A 22,615-nucleotide genomic window follows, 5' to 3' on the forward strand; every position below is an offset into this window, starting at 1 on the left:
GGTGTGCCGGGTCCGTTGAGGGCTCGGCACACCTGGTCCCGAGCCTCACCCTCCGTGCCCTTCATGACGTTCTCCTACGATCAGGAAGTTGCCGAATGTTCTTCCGTGGCCGCTCTCTGAGCCGCCGCATGCCTCGACAGACAGTCGTCGCCACAGTGCTGGGGCTCTCCCTCGCGCTGTCGGCGTCGTCGGTTCAGGCGTCGGTGCTCGACGACGGTGACCGGGGCCGCACCAGCCGTCCCGGTGTCCAGGACGACGGGGATCCCGCCCAGGGGTCCGATGCCAAGAAGAAGTCCCGCCCTTCGGATCCGGCGCGTAAGGCGGCGGTCAAGGCGCTGGACAAGGCGGTGTGGCCCGAGCAGGGCGGCGCCGAGGTGAGGACGGGCGCCACCGCGGAGGCCGGCGGTCTGCCGGTGAAGGTCACCAAGGCGAAGGGCAAGATCAAGGCAGGACAGGCCGCGGACAGCGTCCGGGTCGACGTCCTCGACCCGAAACGTGCCGACAAGCTGGGCGCCGATGTGCTCCTCGGGGTGGAGCGCGCCGACGGAGAGCAGCAGGCGGGCAAGGTCCGCCTCACGGTGGACTACTCGGAGTTCGCGGAGGGCTTCGGCGGTTCCTACGCTTCCCGCCTCCGCCTGGTGCAGCTCCCGGCGTGTGCCGTTGTGGCCACTCCCGGCAGCAAGGACTGCCCGGAGCAGCCGAAGGCGCTGCCCACGGCCAACGATGTCAGGGCGGGTACGGTCTCCGCCGACGTGACCGCCGCTCCGGCTTCCGCCGAGGGCGTCTCGACCATGGCGACGGACGCGACCTCCCTGGTCGCGGTCGCGGCCGGCCCCTCCGGCGCGCAGGGCACCTACAAGGCCACGGCACTGTCCCCCTCCGCAAGCTGGACGGTCTCGAACTCCTCCGGCGGCTTCTCCTGGAACTACCCGTTGCGGACGGTCCCGACCCCGGGCGGTCTGACCCCGACGGTGGGCCTCGGATACTCCTCCCAGTCGGCGGACGGCCGCACCGCGGCCACCAACAACCAGGGTTCCTGGATCGGTGAGGGTTTCTCCTACGACCCGGGTTACATCGAGCGCCGCTACAAGCCGTGCTCGGAGGACGGCCACGACGGCTCCGGCGAGCAGTGCTGGGCGTTCGAGAACGCCACGATCATGCTCAACGGCTCCTCCTCGGAGCTCGTCAAGGACGACACCACCGGCAAGTGGCACCTGTCCGGCGACGACGGCAGCAAGGTCGAGAAGCTGACGGGCGCCACGAACGGCGACAACGACGGCGAGTACTGGCGGGTCACGACGACCGACGGCACGGAGTACTACTTCGGCCAGAACCGTCTGCCGGGCTGGGCCACGGGCAACGAGGAGACCAACTCCACCTGGACCGCTCCGGTCTTCGGCGACGACTCCGGTGAGCCCTGCTACAACGCCACCTTCACCAGCGCCCACTGCCAGCAGGCGTGGCGCTGGTCGCTGGACTACGTCAAGGACACCCACGGCAACGTGATGTCCTACTTCTACGACCGTGAGACGAACTACTACGCGCTCAACGGCAAGACGGACGTCAACGGGACGGCGTACCACCGCGGTGGTTACCTCAAGCGCATCGACTACGGTCAGCGCGACGGTCAGGTCTATGCGGCGAAGGCCCCGGCCCGGATCGTGTTCAACACCGCCGAGCGCTGCTTGACCACCGCCGACTTCGACTGCGCGGAGAGCAAGCGCACCACGGCCAATGCCTCCCACTGGCCGGACGTCCCGGTCGACCAGGAGTGCAAGTCGGGCACGAAGTGCACGGTTGGCCAGACCTTCTGGACGACGAAGCGGCTGACGTCGGTCGTCACGCAGATGCGCAAGGACGCCACGACCTACGACGACGTGGACGCCTGGACCTTCACGCATCTGTTCACGGACAACGGCGACGATTCCAAGACGCTGTGGCTGTCGAAGATCGAGCACGAGGGCCGCATCGGCACGGCGGTCAAGCTTCCCTCCGTCGATCTCTTCGGCGAGCAGCTCGCCAACCGCGTCGACGCGATCGGCGACAACATCGCCCCGTTCTACCGCTTCCGCCTGTCCATGGTCCTCAGCGAGACGGGCGCCCAGCTCGACGTCAACTACGCGCCCACCGACTGCACCAAGGCCGCTCTGCCCAAGCCGGGCGAGTCCACCAAGCGCTGCTACCCGGTGAAGTGGTCCCCGCCCGGCTACACCGACCCGATCACGGACTGGTTCCACAAGTACGTGGTCGCCGAGGTCGTCGAGTCCGACCGCACCGGCGGCGGCGACCAGCTCGTCACCCGCTACAGCTACCAGGGCGACGCTGCCTGGCGTAAGGCGAAGCCCGACGGCATCACCGACGACAAGTACCTCACCTGGGGCGCCTGGCAGGGCTACGGCAAGGTCACCGTGACCTCCGGCAGCGCCGACGACCAGAAGACCCGGGTCGACTACACCTACCTCCAGGGCATGAACGGCGACGCGGACCCCGACGGGGGCACGCGCTCGGTCTCCGTCACGGACTCCACGGGCGTCTCCTACACCGACTCCGAGGAGTTCACCGGCCACGAGCTGGAGGTGTCGACCTACGACGGCAGCAAGCTGATCTCGAAGGCGATCAGTGAGCCGTGGAAGCACACGACCGCGACGCAGACCAAGAGCTGGGGCACCACGCGCGCCACCATCGTCAAGGCGGACACGGAACGCGGGTACAGCCTGCTGTCCAACGGCACCTGGCGCCAGACGAAGTCGACCACGAAGTACGAGACGGACCTCGGCACCGGCCGGGCGACCGAGGTCGACGACCAGGCCGACGTCTCCAAGACCAATGACGACACCTGCACCCGCCTGTGGTACGCGGACAACACCGCGAAGAACATCCTGGCGCTGCCCTCACGCAGCGAGTCGGTGTCGGTCAAGTGCTCCGCCACTCCGGACCGCAAGACCCAGGTCCTGGCCGACGAGCGCACCTCGTACGACGACCTGGCCTTCGGCGCGGCGCCCACCAAGGGCGACGCCACGAAGACCGAGCGCCTGACGGCCCACGACGGCACCACCGCCACATACCAGGTCACCGGCACCACCACGTACGACGACTTCGGGCGACCGAAGATCCAGAAGGACGCGAAGCAGAACCCGACGCGGACCGACTACGTCGAGACGAACGGCCTGCTCACCCAGACCAAGCTGACGAACGCCCTCGGCCACATCACGACCACCGACTACGCCTCCGCGTGGGGCCTGTCCACCGGCCAGACCGACCCGAACAGCAGGCGGACGGACCTCGCCTACGACGGTCTCGGCCGCCTGGTCTCCGTATGGCTGCCGGACCGGGCCAAGTCGCAGACGCCGAGCATCAAGTACTCGTACAACGTCCGCAAGGACAAGGTCACCTCGATCAAGACCGAGAAGATCGAGAACGACGGTACCTACGGCGCCGAGTACCAGCTCTACGACAGCCTGCTGCGTCCCCGTCAGATCCAGACCGAGGGCGCGGATGGCACCCGCATGGTCGCGGACTCGTTCTACGACGGCGCGGGCAAGGTGAAGCAGACCAACGCCACGTACAACGCGGCCGGTACCCCCACGGACGAGCTGCTGCTCGTGCACAACGGCGAAGTCGGCGGGCAGACCCGGCTGGAGTATGACGCCCTCGGCCGCCCCACGGCCGACATCTTCGCGGTCTCCGGCGTCGAGCAGTGGCGTACCACGACCACATACGACGGCGAACTCACCAACGTTGACCCGCCGGTCGGGGGCGTGCCCACGACGACCGTCTCGGACGCCGCGGGCAACACGACCGAGGTCCGGCACTACAAGGGAGCATCCCCCACGCCGCTGACCGCCTACGACTCGACGAAGTACACCTACACGCCCGCGGGCAAGCTGGAGACGGTCACCGACGCCAAGGGCAACGTGTGGCGGTACGAGTACGACCAGCTCAGCCGCAAGAAGACGACCATCGACCCGGATGCCGGCACCTCCCGCACGGAGTACGACGAGCTTGACCGGCCCGTGGCGGCCTGGGACGGACGCAACAAGAAAACGTCCACGTCCTACGACGCGCTCGGCCGGATCACCGGCACCTGGACCGGTGACGTCGGCACCGGGACGAAGCTGACCGAGACCCGCTACGACAAGGCCGGGTGGCTGGGCCAGCCGTACGCCAAGCTCAGCTATGTCTCCGCGACCGAGTACTTCGCGTCGGTCGTCCAGTCGATGGACGAGTTCTACCAGCCGCTGAAGACGGCCTACTCTGTGCCCGCGTCGCAGGGCTCCCTGGCCGGTACCTACGTCTTCACGTCGACCTTCAACCGGGACGGCACCGTCCAGTCGACGGGGCTACCCGCGGCCGGCGGTCTGGCCGCCGAAGCCGTGACCTACGGGTACGACGCGCTGCAGCGTCCGACCACACTGACGGGCACGACCTCGTACGTCACCAACACGGTGTACTCGAAGAACAGTGCCCTCCAGCAGCTGGAGCTGTACACCGGATCCGGCAAGAAGGTGTGGCAGACCTTCGACTACGAGACCGGCACCGACCGCCTCACCCGTTCCACCGTGGACGTCTACGGCGCGACGGCACCGGCGAAGCAGTCGACGTACTCCTACGACCAGGCAGGCAACGTCCTGTCGATCGCGGACACGGCGAACTCCTCGTCCCCGGACGTGCAGTGCTTCGCCTACGACAGCCAGCAGCGGCTGTCCGAGGCATGGACTCCCGGGTCCTCGGCGGCGAATGCGGCCGGCTCCGGCACCGTCGGGTCGACCGCGCCCGTCGAGGGCTCCCGCCCGAACGCGTGCACGGCCGCCCCGGGCTCGACCACGCTCGGCGGTCCGGCCGCCTACTGGAAGTCGTACGTCACCGACGCCATCGGCAACCGGCAGTCGGAGACCAACCACGACACCGGGCTCAACGCGTCCAAGGACGTCACGCGCAACTACGAGTACGGCGGCGCGGGCGCGCTCGGCGACGGCCCGCACCAGGTCACCAAGATCACCGAGAAGACCCCGACCGGTGAGAAGCAGTACGCGTACGAGTACGACGACGCGGGTGCGACCACCAAGCGGACGATCGGCGGTGACGCCCAGTCCCTGGAGTGGGACGACGCGGGCCGACTCACCAAGGTGCAGGAGGCGAGCGGCTCCGAGACGACGTACCTGTACGACGCCTCCGGCAACCGAGTCCAGCGCAAGGACTCCTCGGGCACCACCGTCTACCTGCCCGGCATGGAGCTGAAGCTCTCCGCCGATGGCACCAAGAAGTCCGCGACCCGCTACTACTCGCACGCCGGGCAAACCATCGCGATCCGCACCGACGACGGCAAGGTGTCGTTCCTCGGGGCCGACCACCACGGCACGGGCGAGATCGCCATCGAGGCGGCCACGGGCGCGATCTCGCAGCGCCGCTTCGATCCGTACGGCGTCGAGCGTGGCACCGCCACGGGTGTATGGCCGGGTGAGAAGGGCTTCGTCGGCGGCACGATCGACGCGTCGACCGGTCTGACCCACCTGGGGGCGCGTGAATACGACGCGGTGATCGGCAAGTTCATCTCGGTCGACCCGATCATCGACTACACCCAGCCGCAGCAGATCAACGGCTACGCCTACGCCGACAACAGCCCGGTCACGCTGTCCGACCCGAGCGGACTGCTGTCGTCGACGACGTGTGCCCTCTTCCCGAATGCGGTCGGCTGCGGGACACCGGACTGCGGCATGCTGTGCGCGCCGGGCTCCGAAGGGGCGAAGGTCACCGAGGCGCAGAACGAGGTCAACCAGGCGCAGAAGCAGCAGTCGTCGGCCAAGAAGCGCATCCAGTCAGCCGGCAAGGAACTGGTCAAGATCGTCCGGGACATTCTCGGTGTCGACGCGGCCCTCGACTGCATCTCCACCGGTGACGTCGGCGCCTGCGGCGAAACGCTGCTGAACATCGCCGGCAGCTTTGCAGGCGGCCTCGCCGGCAAGATCATGGCGAAGTACGGAATGCCTTGGAAGTGGGCCAAGGGAGTCAAGCTCGCCAAACGGGTCGTGGGCCTCGTCGGTGATCTCATCGGTGGAGTCAAGGGCCTGCTCAAGGCGAACAAGGCACTTGCCAAGGCCAAGGACGGGCTGGCACTGGCCCGTTCGAAGGCCGCGGCGGCCCTCAGGAAGCTGAGAAAGACCGAGTGCCACAGCTTCCTGCCCGGCACGAAGGTCCTTCTCGCCGACGGCTATACCAAGCCGATCGAGGACGTCGAACCCGGCGACAAGGTGACGGTGACCGACCCGAAGACCGGGAAGACCTCCGTCCGCGAGGTCGCGGGAACCATCGTCACGGAGGACGACAAGGAGTTCTCGGACCTCACGGTGACGACGGACTCCGGTACCGAGGAGATGCTGGTCGCCACGACCACGCACCCCTTCTGGGCCGAGTCCGAACAGGCGTGGATCAAGGCCGGCGACCTCGAACCCGGCATGAAGCTGCGTACCCCGTCCGGCGACACGGTGGAACTCACGGCCAACCGGCACTTCGACAAGCGCCAGCGGACGCATGATCTGACGATCACGGGGATTCACGCGTACTACGTCCTGGCCGGGGCGACACCGCTGCTCGCACACAACTGCGACGTCGCGTTGGGTTGGCAGTCCGAGGGACTCGACGCCTGGGCGAAGAAGAAGGAAAACGGCTTCGAGACCTTCTCCGACGTGCCCGGGGACGGCTGGAAGATGGCGGCGCGCAAGGCCATTGTCGATCCGAATGTGACGCTGCACGTCAACAAGTCCGGATTGGGGGACTTCATGGAGGCAGCTCAGCGTGGCCTCCACGACGTCAACGAAACGGGATACGCCACCGACCTGGAAATGGCCTGGATCGCCCGAGCCCTTTCCAACGGCCAACGCTCATGGGAGTCGATCAAGTGGTACTCGCCGGTCAAGGGCGGAGGCGTGAAATTGGACGCGCCCACGGACATGCCCGACCTGTCGACGTTGAGCGGAGCCATGGACCGGGTCAAGGGCGGCGTGCTGCCGCACTGTTCCTGCTAGGGCTGGGGCGCGAACCATGGAGGTGAAACTGATGGATCTCTATCCGGATGTGGCTGCGGCCGGCGGCCTGGGGGCCGCTATGGCGGCGGTCGCCGAACGACGCCGGTGCGATATCGGACCTGTCGCTTCAGCGGCCGTGCCTGTCCGGATCGGGACCGACCGGGGCGTCGTCTCGGTCGGCCTTGCCGCGGAGGAGCGGTTGTTCCTGATCGGTATTCATACCCCGGGCTTCACCTGGGCCCTCGGTTCCACGGACGATCTTGGTCGGGCCGTGGAGGCGGTGGCCGCATGGCGTGCGGGCGTTCCTCTTGTTGACTTCGAAGGGGCTTTCGAGTTCATGGAACTCGACGAGTTCGCTCCGGCGCTCGAAGCGGGGAATCCCGCTCCTCTGCAGTGGTCGCGCCTCCTGTCATCCGATTTCCATGCGGATCAACGGAGCCTTCTGAACCGAATCCATGAGGACGACAGACTGCGGCTGCTGTTTCCCACCATTACGCACGGTGTCGTTCGCCTCCGAGTGGACGCGATGGACGGAGGTAGCCGCCAGTTCCTCGTACGGGAACTGCCCGGAATGCGCTACGAGGTCATGACGGTCGGTGCCGAGACCGATTGGCTCGAGGTCTCCGCCGCGGATCTGATCGCCCATCTGAGAGGCCTTCAAGGCGAAGAGCAGGAGTAGGGGTGAGCGGAGGTGTGCAGGGGACGCGGCGGGCTTTCCGCGTTCCGCGGTACACCTGTCCCACGCCTTTCCCTTTCCTCTTCTTTCGCGCTGTTTCCCTACGATCAGGAAGTTGCCGAATGTTCCTTCGTGGTCGCTCACCAGGCCGCCGCATACCCGGACCGGCGTTCGCCGCGACAGTGCTCGGGCTCACGCTCGCGCTGTCCGCGTCGTCGGTCCAGGCAGTGGCGCTCGACGACGGTGACCGGGGCCGTACCAGCCGCCCCGGCGTCCAGGACGACTGGGATCCCGTCGAGGGGTCTGATGCGAAAGCGAAGTCCCGCCCTTCGGATCCGGCGCGCAAGGCGGCGGTCAAGGGCTTGGACAAGGCGGTGTGGCCGAAGCAGGGCGGCGCCGAGCTGAAGACGGGCGCCACCGCGCAGGCCGGCGGTCTGCCGATGAAGGTCGGCAAGGCGAAGGGCAAGGTCAAGGCGGCGCAGGCCGCGGACAGCGTCCGGGTCGACGTCCTCGATCCGAAGCGTGCCGACAAGCTCGGTGCCGATGTGCTGCTGGGTGTGGAGCGGGCGGACGGTTCCGCGCAGGCGGGCAAGGTCCGTCTGACGGTGGACTATTCGGGGTTCGCGGAGGGCTTCGGCGGTTCCTACGGCTCGCGGCTTCAGCTGGTCCAGCTCCCCGCGTGTGCCGTCATGGCTGTGCCCGGCAGCAAGGCGTGCCCGGAGCAACCGAAGGTGCTGCCGACGGTCAACGACGTGAAGGCGGGCACGGTCTCCGCCGACGTGACGGCGGCTCCGGCTTCGGCCGAAGGTGTTTCCACCATGGCGACGGACGCGACCTCCCTGGTCGCGGTCGCGGCCGGCCCCTCCGGCGCGCAGGGCACCTACAAGGCCACGGCCCTGGCCCCGTCGGCCGGCTGGAACGTCTCGAACTCCTCCGGCGGCTTCTCCTGGAACTACCCGATGCGGACGGTCCCGACCCCGGGCGGTCTGACCCCGACCGTGGGCCTCGGCTACTCGTCGCAGTCGGCGGACGGCCGCACCGCGGCGACGAACAACCAGGGCTCGTGGGTCGGTGAGGGCTTCTCCTACGACCCCGGCTACATCGAGCGCCGTTACAAGGCCTGCTCCGACGACGGTCACTCCGGGTCCGCCGAGCAGTGCTGGGCGTACGACAACGCCACGATTCTCCTCAATGGCTCCTCGACGGAGCTGATCAAGGACGACACGACCGGCAAGTGGCACCTCGCCAACGACGACGGTACGAAGGTCGAGCAGCTGACCGGCGCCACGAACGGCGACAACGACGGTGAGCACTGGCGGGTCACGACCACCGACGGCACCGAGTACTACTTCGGTCTGAACCGGCTGCCGGGCTGGGCGACCGGTAACGAGGAGACCGACTCGACGTGGACGGTTCCGGTCTTCGGTGACGACTCCGGTGAGCCCTGCTACAACGCGACGTTCACCAGCGCGCACTGCAAGCAGGCCTGGCGGTGGTCCCTCGACTACGTCAAGGACACCCACGGCAACGTCATGTCGTACTACTACGCGCGGGAGACGAACCACTACGCGCTGAACGGCAAGACGGACGTCAACGGCACGGCGTACCACCGCGGCGGCTGGCTCAAGCGCGTCGACTACGGCCAGCGCGACGGACAGGTGTACGCCGCCAAGGCGCCGGCGCGGATCGTGTTCAACACCGCCGAGCGCTGCCTGCCCACCGCCGACTTCGACTGCGCGGAGTCCAAGCGCACCACGGCCAACGCCTCCCACTGGCCGGACGTCCCGGTCGACCAGGAGTGCAAGGCCGACACCAAGTGCACCGTCGGCCAGACCTTCTGGACGACGAAGCGGCTGACCTCGATCGTCACCCAGATGCGCAAGGACGCGACCACGTACCAGGACGTGGACGCCTGGACCTTCACCCATCTGTTCACCGACAACGGCGACGATTCCAAGACGCTGTGGCTGTCGAAGATCGACCACGAGGGCCGGGTCGGTACGGCGGCGAAACTGCCCACGCTGGAGCTGTACGGTGAGCAGCTGGCGAACCGGGTGGACGCGATCGGGGACAACATCGCACCGTTCCACCGCTTCCGCCTGTCCACCGTCCTGAGCGAGACGGGCGCCCAGCTCGACGTCAACTACGCGGCGACGAACTGCACCAAGGACGCCCTGCCGACGCCGGGTGAATCCACCAAGCGCTGCTACCCCGTGAAGTGGTCGCCCCCGGGCTACATCGACCCGATCACGGACTGGTTCCACAAGTACGTGGTCGCCGAGGTCGTCGAGACCGACCGCACCGGCGGCAGCGACCAGCTCGTCACCCGCTACTCGTACCAGGGCGACGCGGCCTGGCGTAAGGCGGAACCCGACGGCATCACCGAGGACAAGTACCTGACCTGGGGCGGCTGGCAGGGCTACGGCAAGGTCACCGTCACGAGCGGCAGCGCCGACCGTCAGACCAGCCGGATCGACTACACGTACCTCCAGGGCATGAACGGGGACAAGACCTCCTCCGGCGGTACCCGTTCGGTGAAGGTCTCCGACTCCACCGGCACCGAGTACACGGACGCCAAGGAGTTCACCGGCTTCGAACTCGAAGCGATGGCGTACGACGGAAGCAAGCTCGCCTCCAAGGTGATCAACACCCCGTGGAAGGCCTACACCGCCACACAGACCAAGAGCTGGGGCACCAATCGGGCGGCCGTCGTCAACACGGAGACCAGCCGCGGCTTCAGCCCGCTCGCCTCGGGCACCTGGCGCGAGACCAGGTCGACGACGAAGTACGACACCTCGAACGGCACCGGCCGGGTCACCGAGGTCGAGGACCTGGGCGATGTGTCCACCACCGCGGACGACACCTGCACCCGCTTCTGGTACGCCGACAACACCGCGCAGAACATCCTCTCCCTGCCCTCGCGCAGTGAGTCGGTGTCCGTGAAGTGCGCGACGACACCCGACCGCAAGACCCAGGTCCTCGCGGACGAACGCACCTCCTACGACAGCGGTGCCCTCGGCGCCGCGCCGACGAAGGGTGACGCGACCCAGACGGAGCGGCTGACCGCGCACAACGGCACGACGGCCACGTACCAGGTCACCGGCACCACGACCTATGACTCCTTCGGCCGCCCGCTGTCCCAGACGGACGCCTCCGGCGCCCTGACGAAGACCTCGTACACGGACGCCAACGGGCTGATCTCCAAGACGACGTTCACCAACGCGCTCGGGCACGCCACGACGACCGACTACGCGCCCGCCTGGGGCATGTCGGCAGGCCAGACCGACCCGAACGGCAAGCGCACCGACCTCGCCTACGACGGCCTCGGCCGCCTCACCTCGGTGTGGCTCCCGGACCGGGTGAAGGCCTCGCAGACGCCGAGCATCAAGTACTCGTACAACGTCCGCAAGGACAAGGTCGTCGCGATCAAGACCGAGAAGATCGAGAACGACGGCTCCTACGGCAGCGAGTACCAGCTCTACGACGGGCTGCTCAGAGCCCGTCAGATCCAGACCGAGGGGCCGGACGGCACCCGCATGGTCGCCGACACGTTCTACGACGGCACCGGGAAGGTCAGGAAGGCCAACGAGACCTACAACGCGGCGGGCGCCCCGTCCGACGAGCTGCTGCTGGTCCACAACGGCGAAGTGGCCACGCAGTCGCTCTTCGAGTACGACGGACTGGGCCGGACGACGGCGAGCATCTTCGCCGTCGCGGGCGTCGAGCAGTGGCGCACCACGACCACGTACGACGGCGAGCGCACCCACATCGACCCGCCCGTCGGCGGTGTCCCGACGACGACGGTGCGCGACTCCGCGGGCCGTACCAGCGAGATCTGGCACTACCGGGGCTCCTCCCCGAGCCCGCTGTCCGGCTACGACGTCACCAAGTACACCTACACCCCGTCCGGCAAGCTCCAGACGGTCGTCGACGCGAAGAACAACGTCTGGCGCTACGAGTACGACCAGCTGGGCCGCAACACCAAGTCGGTGGACCCGGACGCCGGCACCTCGTCCGTGACCTACGACGCCCGCGACCTCCCCGTCTCCTCCACGGACGGCAGGGGCAAGAAGCTGTCGACGGCCTACGACAAGCTCGGCCGGGTCGTCTCGACCTGGCAGGGCGACGCCGACACGGGTACCAAGCTGACCGAGACCCGGTACGACAGGGCGGGCACGCTCGGCGAGGCGTACGCGCAGCTGAGCTACGTCTCGCCGACCGAGTACTTCGCGACGGTCGTGCAGTCGACGGACGAGTTCTACCGTCCGCTGAAGACGGCCTACTCGGTGCCCGCCTCCCAGGGTGCGCTGGCCGGCACCTACGTCTTCACCAGTGCCTACAACCGCGACGGAACCGCCCAGTCCGGAGGAATCCCGGCGGCGGGCGGACTGCCGGCGGAGGCCGTCACCTTCGGGTACGACGAATTGCAGCGCCCGACGACCATGACGGGCACCACCTCGTACGTCACCGACACCCGCTACTCCACGCACGGAAACCTCCAGCAGTTGGAGCTGTACGCGGGGTCGGGGAAGAAGGTCTGGCAGACCTACGACTACGAGACGGGCACCGACCGGCTGGCACGTTCGGTCGTCGACGTCTACGGAGCGACCGCCCCGGCGAAGGAGTCGAACTACTCCTACGACCAGGCCGGAAACGTGCTGTCGATCTCCGACACGGCGGGCGCCTCCTCCCCGGACGTCCAGTGCTTCGCCTACGACAACCGGCAGCGGCTCGCGGACGCCTGGACACCGGCCTCCACGGCGGCCGATGCCGCGGGCAACGGGACCCTGGGCACGACGGCCCCGGTCGACGGCTCCGGCCCGAAGGCGTGCGAGGCGGCACCAGGAGCGAACCCGCTGGGGGGTCCGGCTCCGTACTGGAAGTCGTACACCGTCGACGCCATCGGCAACCGCACCGGCGAGACCGTGCACGACACGGGGCTGGTGGCGTCGAAGGACATCGCCCGCACCTACACCTACGGCGGGGCGGGTACCGCAGGTGACGGTCCGCACCAGGTCACGAAGATCGTGGAGAACACCCCGACCGGTGACCGGCAGTCGTCCTACGAGTACGACGACTCGGGCAACACCACCAAGCGCACCATCGGAGGCAACGCCCAGACCCTGACCTGGGACGACTCCGGCAAGCTCACCAAGGCGACCGAGGCCGGCGGGGCGGAGACCAGCTACCTCTACGACGCCGAGGGCGAGCGGGTCCAGCGCAAGGACCCGTCGGGCACCACCGTCTATCTGCCGGGCATGGAACTGCACCTGCCCACGGGTGGTTCACAGGTGTCGGCGACCCGGTACTACACCTACCTCGACCAGACCGTGGCGGTGCGGACCAGCGACGGCAAGCTGTCCTTCCTGGCCGCGGACCACCACGGGACGGGCGAACTGGCGATCGACGCGGTGACCGGCGCGCTCTCGCAGCGGCGCTTCGACCCGTACGGTGTCGACCGCGGCCAGTCGAGCGGCAACTGGCCGGGGGAGAAGGGCTACGTCGGCGGCACCATCGACGCCTCGACCGGTCTGACCCATCTCGGGGCGCGTGAATACGACTCCGTCATCGGGAAGTTCATCTCCGTCGACCCGCTCATCGACTACACACGACCGCAGCAGATCAACGGCTACGCCTACGCGGACAACTCTCCGATCACGTTCAGTGATCCGTCCGGCCTGGAGAGTTGCTATCCGCACGCCTACTGCTCCGGTGACAACGGCACGTACGGCCCGTACAAGCCGAAGAACCCGGAGAAGGACGCGGCCGAGGCCGAGGAGTACGAGGCCGAGCAGTCGGTCTCGAACGCCCGGAGCCAGCAATCCGCCTCCAAACAGCGGATCAAGCAGGCCGGCAAGGCGCTGGTCAAGATCGTCCGGGACATCCTCGGTGTGGACGCGGCCCTGGACTGCATCTCCAGCGGTGACCTGGGCGCGTGCGGCGAGACGCTGCTGAACGTCGCGGGCAGCTTCGCCGGAGGCATCGCGGGCAAGATCCTCGCGAAGTACGGAGCCCCCTGGAACTGGGCCAAGGGCGCCAAGCTCGCCAAACGCGTGGTCGGCCTGGTCGGCGACCTCGTCGGCGGGGTCAAGGACCTGCTCAAGGCCAACAAGGCGCTCGGTAAGGCGAAGGACGCGCTCTCCTCGGCACGGGCCAAGCTCAAGGCAGTGATCAAGAAGGGCAAGAAGGAGGATTCGGGAACCTGCCCGACCAACGCCCTGCCCAACCACAGCTTCCTGCCGGGGACGAAGGTCGCTCTCGCCGACGGCGGCAGCAAGCCCATCGAGGAGGTGGAACTCGGCGACGCGGTGCTGGTGACCGACCCGGAGACGGGTGAGACGACGGCCCGTCAGGTCGTCGGCACCATCGTCACCGAGGACGACAAGCACTTCGTCGACCTCACGGTGCGAGGCGAGTCCGGTGAGCCGTCCGGCCTGGTCTCCACCACGACCCACCCCTTCTGGGTGGAGTCGGAGCGGGCCTGGATCGAGGCCGGCGAGCTCGAACCCGGCATGCGGCTGCTCACCGCGGACGGCGGCCTCGCCACGGTCGAGGCGGTCAGCCCCTTCGAGCGGCGGCAGCGCACCCACGACCTCACCGTCGAGGACATCCACACCTACTACGTGCTGGCGGACGAGGAACCACTCCTCGTACACAACTGCGGCACCGGCGGCGGGAGCGGCGGCAGCCGCAGCAGCGGCGACCCCGAGCGCTCCGACCACGGTGACTCCGACCCGAGTTCCGTTCCCGACCTCTACGACCCGAACGACGCCGACTACAAGCCCGTCAAGCGCAAGGAGGCCGAGGGCGAGACGCGCCGTGCCTCCGAGTCCGTCGGTGACGCGGCCAAGCAGCGGCAGAGTGCCCTCTCCGGCGCCTCGACCAACGCCGGGAAAATCCTGAAGCCCTTCACCCATCAGGCCGGAGCGGCCCCTGGGATAGTCGAGGCCACCATCGCCACGGCACTCGTGATCGCGAGGATCGGGCAGGCTGTCAAGAAATGGAAGAGGGGCCGCGGTGCGCCTTAAAGCAAGGGAAATTCTCGCTCAGTTCCGGCGCGACGGGTTCATCGCGCCGGAAAGCGAGTCGGCGGCGGAATTCGGCGTATGGGACCGGCTGACCCCTGGCCGGGTCCTCCTCACGGCCCTGCAACTGGAGCTGAACGACCGCAGGACCGAGGGCCATTCACCCGAGCGCATCGCCACGGACCTCGGACACGAGGAGGCCGTATCCGTGATCACCGGTCTGCTGGGGGACGTCGCCGCGCTCCGGCACGCCGACCAGCGGGGCGCCCTCGCGCCGAGCGCCGTGCTGACCCTGCTGGGGGCCGTGATCGAGGCCGAGGGCTACACCCAAGCCGAAGTCGACGAGTTGCTGGGCTTCGCGGAGGAGGCTGTCCGCGCGGCACTGCGGGGCCCCGCCTCCGGTCCCTGGGACGCCGGCTCGCCCGGCGTCCCGGAAGGGGAGTACACCGACCTGGGCGGCCTGCGCGTTCCCGACCGGCCGGACATCGAGCTCAAGTTCGTCGGCGACAGGAGCGGCGCCGACGGCGTCCTCGCCGTCACCGTCGTCCACGGCCGGACCGCGCTCCAGCTCCAGGCCTACCACCGGACCCCAAGCCGCTCCTGGGACACCGTGCGCGCCGACCTGCTCGCGAAGCTGAGCAGGGACGGCGCGTCGGTACGGGAATGGGCGGGCCCCGCCGGAGTCGAACTGCGGGCCGACGTGCCCGTCGTGCGCCGCGACGGCACCCCCGCCACCATGCACTCGCGGTTCCTCGGCTTCGACGGCCCCGGCTGGCTGCTGCGCGGAGTCGTCACCGGCGCGGGAGCCGCGCCGGACAGCACCGACGACTGGCCGTACGAATTCTTCGGGAACACCGTCGTGGTCCCGGAATTCTCCGGCCCCGCGGAATCCCGTTCCGTGGAGAGGGACACCATTCCGCTCCGCATCCCCTGACCTCTTCTCTCTTGTTGCCGCGGCGCAAGCCATGCGCCGCGGCAAGTATTTCCTGTCCACAAACGGAGATCATTGATGTATCGGAAGAGTCGGCCGTTGAGCCGACGAATACCCAGACGCATTCTCGGCACGACGGTGCTGAGCCTGGCCCTGGCGCTCTCGGCGTCCACGGTCCAGGCGGTGCCGCTCACCGGGGACGACCGGGGCCGCACCAGCCGCCCTGGCGTCCAGGACGACGGTGATCCCGCCAAGGGGTCGGACGCGAAGTCCAAGTCCCGTCCCTCGGATCCGGCGCGCAAGGCGGCGGTCAAGGGCTTGGACAAGGCGGTGTGGCCGAAGCAGGGTGGCGCCGAGCTGAAGGTCGGCGCCACCGCTGAGGCGGGCGGTCTGCCGGTGATGGTGACCAAGGCGAAGGCCAAGGTCAAGGCGGCGCAGGCGGCCGGCGAGGTCCGGGTCGACGTCCTCGATCCGAAGCGTGCCGACAAGCTCGGTGCCGATGTGCTGCTGGGTGTGGAGCGGGCGGACGGTTCCGCGCAGGCGGGCAAGGTCCGTCTGACGGTGGACTATTCGGAGTTCGCGGAGGGCTTCGGCGGTTCCTACGGCTCGCGGCTTCAGCTGGTCCAGCTCCCCGCGTGTGCCGCTTTTGGCACGCCGGGCAGCAAGGAGTGCCCGGAGCAGCCGAAGGTGCTGCCGACGGTCAACGACATGAAGACGGGCACGGTTTCGGCGGATGTGACGGCGGCTCCCGCCTCCGCCGAGGGTGTCTCGACGATGGCGGCCGAGGCGACCTCCCTTGTCGCGGTCGCGGCCGGCCCGTCGAGCGCGCAGGGTACTTACAAGGCCACGGCGCTCGCCCCGTCGGCCAGCTGGAGCGTCGCCACTTCCTCCGGCGCGTTCAACTGGAACTACCCCTTCCGCTCGGTCCCGACCCCGGGTGGTCTGACCCCGACGGTGGGTCTCGGCTACTCCTCCCAGTCGGCGGACGGCCGTACCTCGGCCACCAACAACCAGGGTTCCTGGATCGGTGAGGGTTTCTCCTACGACCCGGGTTACATCGAGCGCCGTTACAAGCCCTGCTCGGAGGACGGCCACGACGGCTCGGCCGAGCAGTGCTGGGCGTTCGAGAACGCCACGGTCATGCTCAATGGCAGCTCCGGTGAGCTGGTCAAGGACGACACCACCGGTGAGTGGCACATGTCGTCCGACGACGGCTCGAAGGTCGAGAAGCTGACCGACGGCACCAACGGCGACAACGACGGCGAGTACTGGCGTATCACCACGTCGGACGGCACCGAGTACTACTTCGGCAAGAACCGCCTCCCGGGCTGGGCGACGGGCAACGAGGAGACCAACTCCGTCTGGACCGCTCCGGTCTTCGGCGACGACTCCGGTGAGCCCTGCTACAACGCCACCTTCACCTCGGCGTACTGCCAGCAGGCGTGGCGCTGGAGCCTGGACTACGTCAAGGACACCCACGGCAACGTGATGTCCTACTTCTACGACCGTGAGACGAACTACTACGCGCTCAACGGCAAGACGGACGTCAACGGCACCGCGTACCACCGCGGCGGCTACCTCAAGCGCATCGACTACGGTCAGCGCGACGGTCAGGTCTACGCGGCGAAGGCCCCGGCCCGGATCGTGTTCAACACCGCCGAGCGCTGCTTGACCACCGCCGACTTCGACTGCGCGGAGAGCAAGCGCACCAAGGCGAACGCCTCCTACTGGCCGGACGTCCCGGTCGACCAGGAGTGCAAGTCCGGCACGAAGTGCACCTCGCCCGTGCCGACGTTCTTCACCACCAAGCGGCTGACGTCCGTCGTCACGCAGATGCGCAAGGACGCCACGACCTACCAGGACGTGGACGCCTGGACGCTGACCCACCTCTTCACGGACAACGGCGACGACTCCAAGACGCTGTGGCTGTCGAAGATCGAGCACGAGGGCCGCGCCGGCACGGCGGTCAAGCTTCCGTCGGTCGACCTCTTCGGTGAGCAGCTGGCGAACCGCGTCGACGCGATCGGCGACAACATCGCCCCGTTCTACCGCTTCCGCCTCTCGATGGTCCTGAGCGAGACGGGCGCCCAGCTCGACGTCAACTACGCGGCCACCGACTGCGCCAAGGCCGCTCTGCCGAAGCCGGGGGAGTCGACGAAGCGCTGCTACCCGGTGAAGTGGGCCCCGCCCGGCTACATCGACCCGATCACGGACTGGTTCCACAAGTACGTGGTCGCGGAGGTCATCGAGACCGACCGTACCGGTGGCAGCGACTCGATGGTGACCCGCTACGACTACCAGGGCGACGCTGCCTGGCGTAAGGCGAAGCCCGACGGCATCACCGACGACAAGTACCTCACCTGGGGCGGCTGGCAGGGCTACGGCAAGGTCAAGGTCACCAGCGGCACCGCGGACGTCCAGAAGACCCGGGTCGACTACACGTTCCTGCAGGGCATGAACGGCGACAAGGACGCCGACGGCAACACGCGTTCGGTGTCGGTCAAGGACTCCACGGGTGCGTCGTACACGGACGACGAGGAGTTCACCGGCCACCAGCTGGAGGTCGCCACCTACGACGGCGCCAAGCTGATCTCCAAGTCGATCAGCACCCCATGGAAGCACTACTCCGCCACCCAGACCAGGAGCTGGGGCACCACCCGCGCGGTGATCGTGCACGACCAGGTCGGCCGTGGCTTCAACCTGAAGTCCGACGGGACCTGGCTGGAGACGAAGTCCACGACGACGTACGACACGTCGAACGGCACCGGGCGCGTCCTGACGGTCGACGACCAGGGCGATGTCTCCACCACCAAGGACGACACCTGCACCCGCACCACGTACGCGGACAACACGGCGAAGAACATCCTGGCGCTGCCGGCGCGCAGCGAATCGGTGTCCGTGAAGTGCGCGACGACCCCCGACCGCAAGACCCAGGTCATCGCGGACGAGCGCACCTCCTACGACGGCGGCGCCTTCGGCGCGGCGCCCACCAAGGGTGACGCGACCAGGACCGAGCGTCTGACAGCACACAACGGCACCACGGCGACGTACCAGGTCACGGGCGTCACGACCTACGACGACTTCGGCCGTCCCCTGTCACAGAAGGACGCCAAGCAGGTCGGGACGACGGACGAGACGAAGACCGTCTACACCGAGACCAACGGTCTGCTGACGAAGACGAAGGTCACCAACGCCCTCGGTCACGGAACCACCACCGACTACGCCCCCGCCTGGGGCATGTCGTCGGGCCAGACCGACCCGAACGGCAAGCGGACCGACCTCGCCTACGACGCGCTGGGCCGCCTTACCTCCGTGTGGCTGGCGGACCGGGCCTCGACGCAGACGCCGAGCATCAAGTACTCGTACAACGTCCGCAAGGACAAGGTCACCTCGATCAAGACCGAGAAGATCGAGAACGACGGCTCCTACGGCGCCGAGTACCAGCTCTACGACAGTATGCTGCGGGCCCGCCAGATCCAGACCGAGGGCGCGGACGGCACCCGCATGGTCGCGGACACCTGGTACGACGGCACGGGCAACCTCAGGAAGACCAACTCGACGTACAACGCGGCCGGGGCGGCTTCGGACGAGCTGCTGCTCGTGCACAACGGCGAGGTCGGCGCGCAGAGCCTGCTGGAGTACGACGGCCTGGGCCGTACGACGGCCGAGATCTTCGCGGTCTCCGGCGTCGAGCAGTGGCGCACCACGACCAGGTACGACGGCGAACTGACCCATGTGGACCCGCCGGTCGGCGGCGTGCCCACGACGACCATCACCGACGGGCAGGGGAACGTCTCCGAGATCCGGCACTACAGAGGCTCCTCTCCGGGCGCCGGAGTGCCGTACGACTCGACCACGTACACGTACACCGCGGTCGGCCAGCTGGAGACGGTGACCGACGCCAAGGGCAACGTGTGGCGGTACGGATACGACCAGCTGGGCCGTCAGCGGACGAGCGTGGACCCCGACTCGGGTACCTCGAGCACGGAGTACGACGAACTGGACCGTCCGATCGTCACGTACGACGGACGCAACAAGAAGATCTCCACGGTCTACGACAAGCTCGGTCGCGCCATCTCCACCTGGCAGGGCGACCCGGACACCGGAACCAAGCTCACTGAGACGAAGTACGACAAGGCGGGTTGGCTGGGCCAGGCCTACGGGCATCTGAGCTATGTCTCCCCGACCGAGTACTTTGCGGTGGCCATCCAGAGCCTGGACGAGTTCTACCGTCCTTTGAAGACCGCCTACCAGGTGCCCGCTTCGCAGGGATCACTGGCCGGCACGTACGTCTTCACCTCGGCGTACAACCGTGACGGCACCCTCCAGTCCTCAGGGCTGCCGGCCATCGGCGACCTGCCGGCGGAGGCGCTGACGTACACGTACGACGACCTTCAGCGTCCCAAGACGATGACGGGCACCTCCTCGTACGTCACCAACACCGTCTACTCCCAGGACAGCAACCTCCAGCAGTTGGAGCTGTACGCGGGCAGCGGCAAGAAGGTCTGGCAGACCTTCGACTACGAGAAGGGCACCGACCGCCTGACCCGCTCGGTGGTCGACGTCTACGGCGCGACCGCTCCGGCCAAGGAGGCGAACTACTCCTACGACCAGGCGGGCAACGTCCTGTCCATCGCGGACACGGCGAACGCCGCGTCTCCGGATGTGCAGTGCTTCGCCTACGACAGTCGGCAGCGGCTCGCGGACGCCTGGACTCCTGCGGCCACGGCGACGAGCGCGGCCGGCTCCGGCACCCGTGGCTCCGTCGCACCGCTGGACGGGACCGGCCCGCAGGCGTGTGACTCCGCCGCCGGCACGAGCGCGCTCGGCGGCCCCGCACCGTACTGGAAGTCGTACGAGACCGACGCCCTCGGCAACCGGACCGCGGAGACCATCCACGACACCGGCCTGAACGCGGCGAAGAACATCACCCGCGATTACGAGTACGGCGGGGCGGGTGCCCTCGGCGACGGACCGCACCAGGTCACCAAGATCACCGAGAAGACCCCGACCGGCGAGCGGCAGTCGTCGTACGAGTACGACGACGCGGGCAGCACCACCAAGCGCATCATCGGTGGCGACGCCCAGTCGCTGGCGTGGAGCGATTCCGGGACGCTGACCGACGTCACCGAGGCGAACGGCTCGAAGACGAGCTACCTGTACGACTCGACCGGCGCCCGGATCCAGCGCAAGGACCCCTCCGGCACGACCGTCTACCTGCCGGGAACCGAGCTGCGGCTGTCCGCCGACGGCACCAAGAAGGAGGCAACGCGCTACTACGACTTCGCCGAACAGACCGTCGCGGTCCGCAGTGCCGGCAAGCTGTCCTTCGTCGCATCCGATCACCACGAGACCGGTGAGCTCGCCATCGACAGCGCGACGGGCGCAGTGTCCCAGCGGCGCTTCGACCCCTTCGGCGTCGAACGGGGCGAGAAGACCGGTGTCTGGCCCGGTCAGAAGGGCTTCGTCGGCGGCACGATCGACGCCTCGACCGGCCTGACCCGCCTGGGGGCACGGGAGTACGACGCGGCCATCGGCAAGTTCGTGTCCGTCGACCCGGTCATCGACTACACCCAGCCTCAGCAGATCAACGGCTACGCCTACGCGAACAACTCCCCGGTCACCCACGCCGACCCCAGCGGCATGATCATCCCGGAATGCCGGGAGGGACTGATCGAGTGCCGGGGCGGCCTGCCGGTCATCCACCAGACCCAGGAGGAGAAAGCACAGTCGGAGTACGACAACGCCTCCCGGAACGTGTCGGCGGCCGAGGGGCAGCAGTCCGCGGCCAAGCAGCGCCTCAAGTCCGCCGGCAAGGCCCTGGTCAAGATCGCCCGGGACATCCTCGGTGTGGACGCGGCCCTGGACTGCATCTCCAGCGGTGACGTCGGCGCCTGTGGCGAGACGCTGCTCAACATCGCCGGCAGCTTCGCGGGCGGTCTGGCGGGCAAGATCCTCGCCAAGTACGGCGCCCCGTGGAACTGGGCCAAGGGCATCAAGCTCGCCAAGCGGGTGACCGGCCTGGTCGGCGACCTCATCGGCGGCGTCAAGGATCTGTTCAAGGCCAACAAGGCACTCGGCAAGGCGAGGGCCGGCCTGTCCAAGGCAGGGGAGAAGCTGGCCGCCGCGAAGAAGAAGGCGGCGCAGGCCCTCAAGAAGAACAAGACGTGCGAGATCGAGAACCACAGTTTCCTGCCCGGTACGAAGGTTCTCCTGGCTGACGGCACCACCCGCCCCATCGAGGACGTCAAGCTCGGTGACGAGGTCGTCGTGACCGACCCGGAGACGGATGAGACGACGGTCCGGGAGGTCGTCGGCACCATCGTCACGGAGGACGACAAGCACTTCGTCGACCTCACCATCACGACGGAAGCCGGTACCTCGGCGAAACTGGTGTCCACCACCACCCATCCCTTCTGGGCGGAGTCCGAGGGAGAGTGGGTCGACGCCGGTGACCTGAAGCCGGGCATGACCCTGCGCACGCCCGAGGGAGCCTCGGTCGACCTCGTGGGTGTACGTCACTTCGAGGAGCGGCAGCGCACGCACGACCTCACCATCGCGGGCATCCACACCTACTATGTGGTCGCGGGCCGGTCACCACTCCTCGTGCACAACCGCGGCGGTGACCTGGGGCCGGACGAGATCTACCTCTGGCGGGCGGTCAAGGGCATGGAGCGCGACGACATCCACAAGAGCCGTGCCTTCAGGAGCACCCAGGGCGTGAAGTACTTCTCCTTCACCGAAAGGGGTGCGGCGGAGTACGCCCGCCGGGCGTACAAGGCGTTCAAGAAGGAGGGGTCCTACACGATGACCCGTACCAAGGTCAGCCTGTCCGACCTTCCCGAGTCGGCCCGCATGGCCTACACGGCGGACGTCGTGGATGGCGGTGTCGCTGTGACGGACGACGTGCTCCCCAAGCTGAGCAGGCCCCAGATCATGCCCAGCATGAGTTGTGGGTGAT

The 22,615-nt window shown here is 67.9% G+C and carries 5 protein-coding genes; all 5 read left to right on the plus strand.

Going from position 1 to position 22,615, the window contains the following annotated elements; all coding sequences use genetic code 11:
- The first annotated feature begins 128 nt into the window (after positions 1–128).
- The 5 genes from ACIRF9_RS02425 to ACIRF9_RS02445 all read left to right on the plus strand — a co-directional run bounded on the left by ACIRF9_RS02425 (position 129) and on the right by ACIRF9_RS02445 (position 22,614).
- Complete coding sequence (locus tag ACIRF9_RS02425; protein WP_403815036.1) at positions 129–7,022, plus strand: RHS repeat-associated core domain-containing protein; 6,894 nt, start codon at positions 129–131, stop codon at positions 7,020–7,022.
- 31 nt (positions 7,023–7,053) lie between these two features.
- The gene (locus tag ACIRF9_RS02430) at positions 7,054–7,701 is read left to right on the plus strand and encodes a hypothetical protein (RefSeq protein ID WP_403815039.1); all 648 of its coding nucleotides are present in this window, start codon (positions 7,054–7,056) and stop codon (positions 7,699–7,701) included.
- A gap of 119 nt (positions 7,702–7,820) precedes the next feature.
- A complete protein-coding gene (locus tag ACIRF9_RS02435; protein ID WP_403815041.1) occupies positions 7,821–14,726 on the plus strand; it encodes a polymorphic toxin-type HINT domain-containing protein in 6,906 nt (2,301 codons plus the stop codon).
- A complete protein-coding gene (locus ACIRF9_RS02440) occupies positions 14,716–15,657 on the plus strand; it encodes a DUF3710 domain-containing protein (RefSeq protein ID WP_403815044.1) in 942 nt (313 codons plus the stop codon). The genes ACIRF9_RS02435 and ACIRF9_RS02440 overlap by 11 nt, the downstream gene beginning before the upstream one ends.
- Positions 15,658–15,753: 96 nt before the next feature.
- Complete coding sequence (locus ACIRF9_RS02445; RefSeq protein WP_403815046.1) at positions 15,754–22,614, plus strand: RHS repeat-associated core domain-containing protein; 6,861 nt, start codon at positions 15,754–15,756, stop codon at positions 22,612–22,614.
- The last annotated feature ends 1 nt before the right edge of the window (position 22,615 follow it).

The organism is Streptomyces sp. NPDC096132 (genome assembly GCF_044763345.1).
In the GTDB taxonomy this organism is placed as follows: Bacteria; Actinomycetota; Actinomycetes; order Streptomycetales; family Streptomycetaceae; genus Streptomyces.